The sequence below is a fragment of the Diaphorobacter sp. genome (assembly GCF_050251835.1).
In the GTDB taxonomy this organism is placed as follows: domain Bacteria; phylum Pseudomonadota; class Gammaproteobacteria; order Burkholderiales; family Burkholderiaceae_C; genus JBFXIE01.
The window spans coordinates 26,349-34,543 of record NZ_JBFWLZ010000035.1 but is presented as its reverse complement, the minus strand read 5'-3'; the positions used below and the strand labels follow the sequence as shown (position 1 = coordinate 34,543).

The 8,195-nt window shown below is 65.2% G+C and carries 9 protein-coding genes; 7 read left to right on the top strand and 2 right to left on the bottom strand.

The window, feature by feature from the left end; all coding sequences use genetic code 11:
- The 6 genes from AB7E35_RS11815 to htpX all read left to right on the top strand — a co-directional run.
- Nucleotides 1-1,343, top strand: a 1,343-nt coding sequence (locus AB7E35_RS11815; RefSeq protein ID WP_428167611.1) for a hypothetical protein, incomplete at its 5' end; no start/stop codon positions are given.
- A 172-nt stretch (nucleotides 1,344-1,515) separates the two neighbouring features.
- Nucleotides 1,516-1,845 carry a hypothetical protein gene (locus AB7E35_RS11810; RefSeq protein WP_428167610.1) on the top strand — a complete coding sequence of 110 codons (330 nt, stop codon included), beginning with the start codon at nucleotides 1,516-1,518 and terminating at the stop codon, nucleotides 1,843-1,845.
- Nucleotides 1,846-1,972: 127 nt separating this feature from the next.
- Complete coding sequence (pyrC, locus tag AB7E35_RS11805) at nucleotides 1,973-3,034, top strand: dihydroorotase (RefSeq protein WP_428164007.1); 1,062 nt, start codon at nucleotides 1,973-1,975, stop codon at nucleotides 3,032-3,034.
- A 21-nt stretch (nucleotides 3,035-3,055) separates the two neighbouring features.
- Nucleotides 3,056-3,913 carry an NYN domain-containing protein gene (locus tag AB7E35_RS11800; protein WP_428167609.1) on the top strand — a complete coding sequence of 286 codons (858 nt, stop codon included), beginning with the start codon at nucleotides 3,056-3,058 and terminating at the stop codon, nucleotides 3,911-3,913.
- Nucleotides 3,910-4,677, top strand: a complete 768-nt coding sequence (locus AB7E35_RS11795; RefSeq protein WP_428167608.1) for a DUF3025 domain-containing protein — start codon at nucleotides 3,910-3,912, stop codon at nucleotides 4,675-4,677. The genes AB7E35_RS11800 and AB7E35_RS11795 overlap by 4 nt, the downstream gene beginning before the upstream one ends.
- A gap of 133 nt (nucleotides 4,678-4,810) precedes the next feature.
- Nucleotides 4,811-5,689, top strand: a complete 879-nt coding sequence (gene htpX / locus AB7E35_RS11790; RefSeq protein WP_428164004.1) for a protease HtpX — start codon at nucleotides 4,811-4,813, stop codon at nucleotides 5,687-5,689.
- 120 nt (nucleotides 5,690-5,809) lie between these two features.
- Here htpX and tgt read toward each other — a convergent pair whose 3' ends face one another.
- Nucleotides 5,810-6,982 (bottom strand): tRNA guanosine(34) transglycosylase Tgt, encoded by a 1,173-nt coding sequence (gene tgt / locus AB7E35_RS11785; protein ID WP_428164028.1) that lies wholly within the window; start codon nucleotides 6,980-6,982, stop codon nucleotides 5,810-5,812.
- 90 nt (nucleotides 6,983-7,072) lie between these two features.
- Between tgt and AB7E35_RS11780 the strand changes: the two genes are divergently transcribed.
- Nucleotides 7,073-7,558, top strand: coding sequence for a universal stress protein (locus tag AB7E35_RS11780; RefSeq protein ID WP_428164029.1), 486 nt, complete (start codon nucleotides 7,073-7,075; stop codon nucleotides 7,556-7,558).
- Nucleotides 7,559-7,689: 131 nt separating this feature from the next.
- Here the strand turns inward: AB7E35_RS11780 and AB7E35_RS11775 are convergent, their stop codons facing one another.
- Nucleotides 7,690-8,076 carry a hypothetical protein gene (locus AB7E35_RS11775; protein ID WP_428164030.1) on the bottom strand — a complete coding sequence of 129 codons (387 nt, stop codon included), beginning with the start codon at nucleotides 8,074-8,076 and terminating at the stop codon, nucleotides 7,690-7,692.
- Nucleotides 8,077-8,195: the final 119 nt, after the last annotated feature.

The following is an 8,195-nucleotide window of genomic DNA, read 5'->3' as shown; positions in this document are numbered from 1 at the left end:
CGGAAATCGGGCCTCAGCGCCCCGCGAACTGCCCAAATGGGCCGCGCGAGAGGCATAAAAGTCCAAAAAACTGCGTCATCCAGGTTTGCGCGGAAATTTTCGACGGCTTGTTCAGCGTAGCCTTAACAGCTTTGACGAAACTGAGCCGCCGCACCATGGAAATGGAGCACCAGAGTGCCGATTTCATCGGAGCCTCCGAAACACTGTTCTGCGCCGTGGGTCGCCGTATTGCACGGGGAAATGAAATCACCAAGATCGACGCATTCTTACCACTCGCGTCCAGTGTGATTCATCGATTGAATATGGCAGACGTGGCTTGGGCTTTACCTGCTCCTTGGGCCCGACCTGTTGATATGCCTGACCTGCAACTGGAGTGGATCAGCGTGTGTTGGGCCTGGAGCTTGTTGCCCGCGCCTCAGATTCTGGCTGAGGCGCACTGGCTTTTCCCTGGCTGGGGAGAAATAGCAGATATTCAGGTTCCCGAGTGGCTGGAATCCCTATGGCCTGAGAAGGGGGCGGAGCAGTTACCGATGCATTGGCAGCGCTTCTTCCATGTTGCCGATGAATGGGTCAAGGATTTAGACCACCCGTTGCCTGATGTGCCGCGCTTGCTGCAAATGGCCCATTTAAGAAAAGCTGCGGCAGGCGGGTGGTCTGCTGATGTTGCTTGGTGGCAAGGGATGTGGTCGAGCGAACTGGGTGAGCACCAGCGCTGGATCGATCAAACCTTGGTCGCAAAATTTCAGTGCTTCGCCGCGGAAGATGCAGCGAAACGTGTGTGGCCCTCCTACGCGGAGTGGGAAAGGCTGCTTCCAGACAAATGGGGCTTTAAATACCAGCGCCCTGTGCGCCGCTGGCTGCTGGAGAAGTTGCCCCCAGACTGGGCGCTGGATCAGTTGGATGACGCTGGCCGTTGTTATTTCGCCTCCTGCCCGCAAACCTTGCCGCAGCAATGGCGAGGGCCTCTACTGCTCTCGATGAAAGAGCATTGGAACACCGTGACTGCAAACCCAAAGCCGTTTTTGATGAGCTACGGCCCATCCATCGCCGATGAACTGCCTGAGGTTATCAAGAGCGAGAGTGCTTTAGCTTGGGCTGCTGCAGATTTGATATGGACATGGAATGCAGCAAAGGCCCGTGAGCTGCTGCAGCAGCCCGATAGGTTGGGGGCTGGCGCTTGGCGGCTAGTGTGTCAAAACTGCCCAATTGAATCTCTGTCGCTGGCCTTGGATGTTTTGCGGCAGTACCCGGACATGCTGGAGGTCGATGAGCGTATGGCTTGGGCCAAGTGCAGATTGCCTAATAGCGGTGCTCTAGCCTCAAAATTGTTGACGCTTATCTGAGATTCATCTTGTGAGTGTTCATGAGTCTTTATGGATGAATTGCGAGGTCTATTTTGTTCGTTGAGTTAGCCCGGGCTTGCTACGCCACCGCAGCCGAATCTGCGGGCCTGATGTGTCCGTGCATTTACCGGCAAGGGTCTGTTGCCTGTATTGAGGTGGTAAGGGAGGCGCCATGAGCTTGCCCACCGCCACGGTCTGGCTGCACCCCGGCGCCCCGCCCAAGCCCGCGCTGGGCGCGCCCTGCAACGGCTGCGGCCTGTGCTGCCTGGCCGAGCCCTGCCCGCTGGGCATGCTGCTGTCGCGCCGCCGCCGGGGCGCCTGCGCGGCGCTGCGCTGGTCGCCCGAGGCAGGGCGCTACCTGTGCGGCGCCGTGGCCACCCCCGCCAGCGTGACGCGCTGGCGCCACCCGTGGGCAGTGCGTGCTTTCTCTGCCCTGGCGCGGCGCTGGATTGCGGCGGGCACGGGTTGCGATGCCGACCTGTCGGCGCACGTAGCCGAGTGAAAATAACCGGAAATTGCTATTAAATAAATAGCTTCTGGCGCTTGATTTGATTGGGCTATGGGCTGTTCTGGCTTATGGCCTCGCTGGCGCCCGTCGCAAGCGCCGCACGGGTGTGACAATACCGCCCATGACCGCAGCCCACCGCCCCGACAGCCTCACCATCACCCGCCCCGACGACTGGCACCTGCACGTGCGCGACGGCGAGCCACTGCACACCGTGGTGCCGCACACGGCCGCGCAGTTTGGCCGCGCCATCATCATGCCCAACCTGCGCCCGCCCGTGACCACCGCGCAGCAGGCGCTGGATTACAAGGCGCGCATCCTTGCCGCCGTGCCTGAACGTGACGATGGTGGCGTGCCGTTTGAGCCGTTGATGACGCTCTACCTCACCGACAACCTCCCGCCCGAAGAGATCGCGCGCGCCAAAGATGCCGGCGTGGTGGCTTGCAAGCTCTACCCCGCAGGCGCCACCACCAACAGCGACGCCGGCGTGACCGACCTGCGCAAGACCTACCAGACGCTCGAGGCCATGCAAAAGGCGGGCCTGTTGCTGCTGGTGCACGGCGAAGTGACCAGCCCCGACATCGACCTGTTCGACCGCGAGGCGGTGTTCATCGACCAGCAACTCATCCCGCTGCGCCGCGACTTCCCCGAGCTGAAGATCGTCTTCGAGCACATCACCACGAAAGACGCCGCGCAATACGTGCAGGAGGCCGACCGTTTCACCGCCGCCACCATCACCGCCCACCACCTGCTGTACAACCGCAACGCCATCTTTACCGGCGGCATCCGTCCGCACTACTACTGCCTGCCCGTGCTCAAGCGCGAGGTGCACCGCCAGGCGCTGGTGCAGGCGGCCGCCAGCGGCAGCAGCAAATTCTTTCTGGGCACCGACAGCGCCCCGCACCCCGCGCACCTGAAAGAGCACGCCAGCGGCTGTGCCGGCTGCTACACCGCCCACGCCGCCATCGAGATGTATGCCGAGGCGTTCGACAACGCTGGCGCGCTGGACAAGCTGGAGGGCTTTGCCAGCTTCCACGGCCCGGCCTTCTACGGCCTGCCGCGCAACCAGGGCACCATCACGCTGCGCCGCGAAAGCTGGACGCCGCCCGACAGCTTTGCCTTTGGCGAGGCCGAACTGAAGCCCCTGCGCGCGGGCGAGGCGCTGGCCTGGCGTCTGGTGGCGTAGGACAACAAGGGACAGTCGCTCATGCCCACGACGGAACGCCAGCTGCGCATTGCGCTGTTGATCGACGCGGACAACGCGCCGGCCGACAAGATCGACGAGATCCTCACCGAGCTGTCCACGCTGGGCGAGATCAACGTGCGCCGCGCCTATGGCAACTGGACCAAGTCCGGCCTGGGCGGCTGGCAGGATCGGTTGCTGGAGTTCGCCATCCGCCCGATCCAGCAGTTCGACTATTCCAAACGCAAGAACGCCACCGACATGGCCATGACGGTGGACGCGATGGAGCTGCTCTACTCCGAGCGGCCTGACGCATTCGGCATCGTCTCGTCCGATGCCGACTTCACGCCCCTGGTCATGCACCTGCGGGCCAAGGGCTCTGCCGTGTATGGCTTTGGCGCCGCGCAGACGCCCAAGCCCTTTGTGAATGCCTGCTCGCGCTTCCTCTATCTAGAGTCCCTGGTTAGTGACGAGGATGCCGCAGCCCTGCCTTCGCCGACCGAAGCCAGGACCGAGCCCGCGCGCCCCGCGCCGACCAGGACCGAGGACGTCCCGGCCCCCGGCGTGCCGCAATGCCCTGCCACGCTGCGCGTGCCCACGGCCCAGCTGCGCCAGGACACGCGCCTCATGAACCTGCTGCGCTATGCGGTGCATGCGTCCGCAGACGAAACTGGCTGGGCGCGCGTGGGCGCCGTGGGCACGCAGATCGGCAACAAGACCTCGTTCGACGCACGCAACTACGGTTACGCCTCGCTGTCCAAGCTGCTGGCGGCCACACAGGCTTTCGAGTTCCGCGACGAGGGCACCGCCCGCGTGGCCGTACGCGACAAGCGCGCGGCGCGGCCGTCACCGCCGTCGGCGGCCGGGCCGGCCGCCGCATGAGCGGTGCGCAGGCGCTGGCGACCATCGACTGGCGCCGCCCCTGGCTTACGCCGCTGGCTGCACTGGGGCAGTGCGCTGCCCGGCGGGTGCAGGCCGGAGCCAGCGTGGCCGACGCGCTCAACGCGCTGGTGGACGAGGGCCGCGCCCCGACGCCCGGTGTGCGCTTTGCGTCCCAGCAGGCACTGTCGCTGGGAACGGCCTACGAGCAATTCATCCATGCACAGCGACTCGTACCCACCCGCGACAACCTGCACGACTTCTTCAACGGCCTGATCTGGCTGCACTACCCGGCCACCAAGCGCCGCCTCAACCAGTGGCAGGCCCAGGCCATTGCGGCCGATGGCGTGGGCGCGGTGCGCGGGCCGCTGCGCGATGCGATCACCGTGCTGGACGAAAACGGCGCCCTGCTGCTGGCGCCACCGGCGCTGCACCAGGCCCTGGCCGCGCGCCAGTGGCGCCGGCTGTGCGTGGACCTGCGCCCGCTGTGGCAGCAGGCGCGGCTGCTGGTGCTGGGCCATGCGCTGCTGGAAAAGCTGGTTTCACCAAGAAAATCGATCACAGCCCACGTCTATCAAGCGCAAGAAGCTATTGAAACAGTAGCAAATGTGGATGACTGGCTGGCTGCGGATTTGTCTGCGCAGCGGCTGGCGGCCAAGCCGTTCAATCCCCTGCCGGTTCTGGGTGTGCCGGGCTGGTGCCCCGAAAACGAGAACTTTTGCTTCTATGATGATTCTCAAGTTTTCCGCAGCGCCCGCGTGGCTTGAGCGGCGCGGGCTGGGCAGGGCGGGCGCCATTGCTGCGGCCCGCCCGGCTTGAAGCGCGGCGCTGCAGCCCCAGTTGTGTACTTCCGTTGCCTTGGTGGACAGTCCACCGCTGCTATCCCTGGAGAAGCCCTCGATGAAACGCATTGCGCTCTTTTTGCTGACCAACATCGCCGTCGTGGTGGTGCTGGGCATCGTCGCCAACCTGCTGGGCGTCAACCGCTACCTGACGGCCAACGGCCTGAACATGGGCGCCCTGCTGGGCTTTGCCTTCGTCATGGGCTTTGGCGGCGCCATCATTTCGCTCTTGATGAGCAAGCCCATTGCCAAGATGAGCATGGGCGTGCAGATCATCAACGCGCCGCGCAATGCGGACGAGGCCTGGATCGTGGAGACGGTGCGCCGCTTTTCCGACAAGGCCGGCATCCAGATGCCCGAGGTCGGCATCTACGAGGGCGAGCCCAATGCGTTTGCCACCGGCGCGTTCAAGAACTCGGCACTGGTGGCGGTGTCCACCGGCCTGCTGCAGGGCATGACGCGCGAAGAGGTCGAGGCCGTCATCGGCCACGAGGTGGCCCACGTGGCCAATGGCGACATGGTCACCATGGCGCTGATCCAGGGCGTGATGAACACCTTCGTGGTGTTCCTGTCGCGCGTGATCGGCTACGCGGTGGACAGCTTTTTGCGCAAGAACGACGAGAGCAGCTCGGGCCCCGGCATCGGCTACATGATCACCACCGTGGTGCTCGACATCCTGCTGGGCTTTCTGGCGGCCATCATCGTGGCCTGGTTCTCGCGCCAGCGCGAGTTCCGTGCCGACGCCGGCGCCGCCCAGCTCATGGGCCGCAAGCAGCCGATGATCAACGCGCTGTACCGCCTGGGCGGCATGCATCCCGGCGCGCTGCCGCAGAGCATGCAGGCCATGGGCATTGCGGGCGGCATCGGCAAGCTGTTCAGCTCGCACCCGCCCATCGAAGAGCGCGTGGCCGCGCTGCAAAGCAGCCAGAACGCCTGATCGGCCAACCACCTGCGCGGCGCGGGCCATGCCCGCGTTGCCCGCCCCGGCCCCTGCCGCCCCGCGCGCAGGGGCTTTTTTCAACCCCTCTGACGTACGCTCACAGGTGTTGACATCTCTTCACACCCCGCGCGCCCGGTCGGCCTTGAACTGCGCCCGAAACTGCGCAAACCGTCCCGCGTCCAGCGCTTCGCGCACCTCGTGCATCAGGTTCAGGTAGTAGTGCAGGTTGTGGATGGTGGTGAGCATGGGCCCCAGCATCTCGCCGCAACGGTCCAGGTGGTGCAGGTAGGCACGGCTGAAACCGCCGCGGCCGCCGTCGTCCCAGCTCACGCCCTCGGTGCCGGCGCAGGCGTGGCAGGTGCAGGTGGTGTCGAGCGGCTGGTGGTCGCTTTTGTGGCGGGCGTTGCGGATCTTCAGGTCGCCGTAGCGGGTGAAGATGGTGCCGTTGCGCGCGTTGCGCGTGGGCATCACGCAGTCGAACATGTCCACGCCCTGGGCCACGCCCTCCACCAGGTCTTCGGGCGTGCCCACGCCCATCAGGTAGCGCGGCTTGTGGACGGGCAGGCGGTGCGGCGTGTGCGCCATGATGCGCAGCATCTCGTCCTTGGGCTCGCCCACGCTCACGCCGCCCACGGCGTAGCCGGGGAAGTCCATGGCCACCAGCGCATCCAGCGACTCCTGGCGCAGGTGCTCGAACATGCCGCCCTGCACGATGCCGAACAGCGCATTGGGGTTGCCCAGGCGCTCAAATTCGTCCTTGGAGCGCCGCGCCCAGCGCAGGCTCATTTCCATGCTCTTGCGCGCCTCGGCCTCGGTAGTCTTGTGGCCGTTGGTCTCGTAGGGCGTGCATTCGTCGAGCTGCATCACGATGTCGCTGTTGAGCGTGGTCTGGATCTGCATGCTCACCTCGGGCGACATGAACAGCTTGTCGCCGTTGACGGGGCTGGCAAAGTGCACGCCTTCTTCGGTGATGTTGCGCATGCTGCCCAGGCTCCAGACCTGAAAGCCGCCCGAGTCGGTAAGGATGGGCTTGTCCCACTGCTCAAAGGCATGCAGGCCACCAAAGCTCTGCATCACATCCAGCCCGGGGCGCATCCACAAATGGAAGGTGTTGCCCAGGATGATCTGCGCGCCCATCTCGTGCAGGCTGCGCGGCATCACGCCCTTGACGGTGCCGTAGGTGCCCACGGGCATGAAGATGGGCGTTTGCACCACGCCGTGATTGAGCGTGAGGCAGCCGCGGCGGGCGTGGCTGGACGGGTCGGTGGTGAGCAGGTCGAATTGCAGCATAGGGCGGCGATTGTCCCAGACCGCGCCCCGGCTCCTTTGCGCCCGTCGCTGGCCTACACTGGCCGCATGTCGTTTTTAAGGGGAAGCAGCATGTTCAGAATATTGATCGCGGTGGATGGCTCGGAGCTGGCGCTGGACGCCGTGCGCCACGGCATTGCGCTGGTGCGCCGCGGCGGTTTGCAGGCCACGCTGGTGCTGGGCCATGTGCAGGAAGAGGCCTCGCTGATCGAGCTGGCCACGCAGGGGGCGGATGCCGTGGCTGCCGCCAGCGTCGAGGCGGGCCAGCACCTGATGGCCGCGGCCGTGGCCATGGTGGAGGCCGCGGGCGTGCCCTTTGAGACCGAGATCGGCCTGGGCCCGGTGGCCGCCACGCTGGTGGACATGGTGGAGCGCTGTGGCTGCGACGCGCTCATCATCGGCGCGCGTGGTCTGGGCGGTCTGCGCGGGGCGCTGCTGGGGTCGGTGTCGCAGGCACTGGTGCAGCAATGCCCGGTGCCGGTCACCGTGGTCAAGCACGCCGAGCCGCAGGAGCTGCCCGATGACGACGATGACGACATTGAGGACGAGGCGGCCTGACGGGGCCTGCAGCCGTCCTGGGTGCAGGGTGTACCCATGAAAAAACGGGCCGAAAGGCCCGTTTTTGTTGGTGCATCGACGTGACGATATGCTATTGAAACAATAGCTGTCAGCGCCCGAAAAACCAGAGCTCAGGCCGCTTTTTTCCATTGATACGGCTGGCGCTGCAGCTTGCCGTGCGGCAGGCTGGCCAGGCGCGTGAACAGGCGCCGGCAGTAGCCGCTGATCCACAGGCATTTGTTGAGCTCTTCCACCGGCAGCGGGCCCGAGACGACGACGATGTCATTGGCCTCGTCCAGCGCCCCGGCGGCGCGCAGGCGGCGGCGCTGGTGCATGGCCCACGACTGGATGCGCGCCGGGCTGCCGTGCTGGTGCATCTGGCCGGTGTGCTGGTCGAAGGCGATGGCCACGGTGTCGGTCTTGAGCTTGAAGCGGCGCTCGCCCGTGACGGCGCTGGGCTGCTCGCGCATGTCGTACAGGTAATAGCTTCCGGCTTTGAGCTGGTATTGCAGATCCATAGTGTTCGTCCTCCGGGCTGCATTGTTGCGGGCATTCATGACGACGAAGGCCGGAACATCGGGTGAAACCGGCGCCTTATCGGCCCCAGACTGGCGCGCACGCCGATAGTCTGGGCCTT

Bases quoted from the DNA above. Each gene is read 5' to 3' on its own strand.
- AB7E35_RS11795 (WP_428167608.1), top strand. From the start codon at position 3,910: ATGAGCGGTGCGCAGGCGCTGGCGACCATCGACTGGCGCCGCCCCTGG.
- htpX (WP_428164004.1), top strand. From the start codon at position 4,811: ATGAAACGCATTGCGCTCTTTTTGCTGACCAACATCGCCGTCGTGGTG.
- AB7E35_RS11780 (WP_428164029.1), top strand. From the start codon at position 7,073: ATGTTCAGAATATTGATCGCGGTGGATGGCTCGGAGCTGGCGCTGGAC.
- AB7E35_RS11775 (WP_428164030.1), bottom strand. From the start codon at position 8,076: ATGGATCTGCAATACCAGCTCAAAGCCGGAAGCTATTACCTGTACGAC.
- AB7E35_RS11800 (WP_428167609.1), top strand. From the start codon at position 3,056: ATGCCCACGACGGAACGCCAGCTGCGCATTGCGCTGTTGATCGACGCG.
- pyrC (WP_428164007.1), top strand. From the start codon at position 1,973: ATGACCGCAGCCCACCGCCCCGACAGCCTCACCATCACCCGCCCCGAC.
- AB7E35_RS11810 (WP_428167610.1), top strand. From the start codon at position 1,516: ATGAGCTTGCCCACCGCCACGGTCTGGCTGCACCCCGGCGCCCCGCCC.
- tgt (WP_428164028.1), bottom strand. From the start codon at position 6,982: ATGCTGCAATTCGACCTGCTCACCACCGACCCGTCCAGCCACGCCCGC.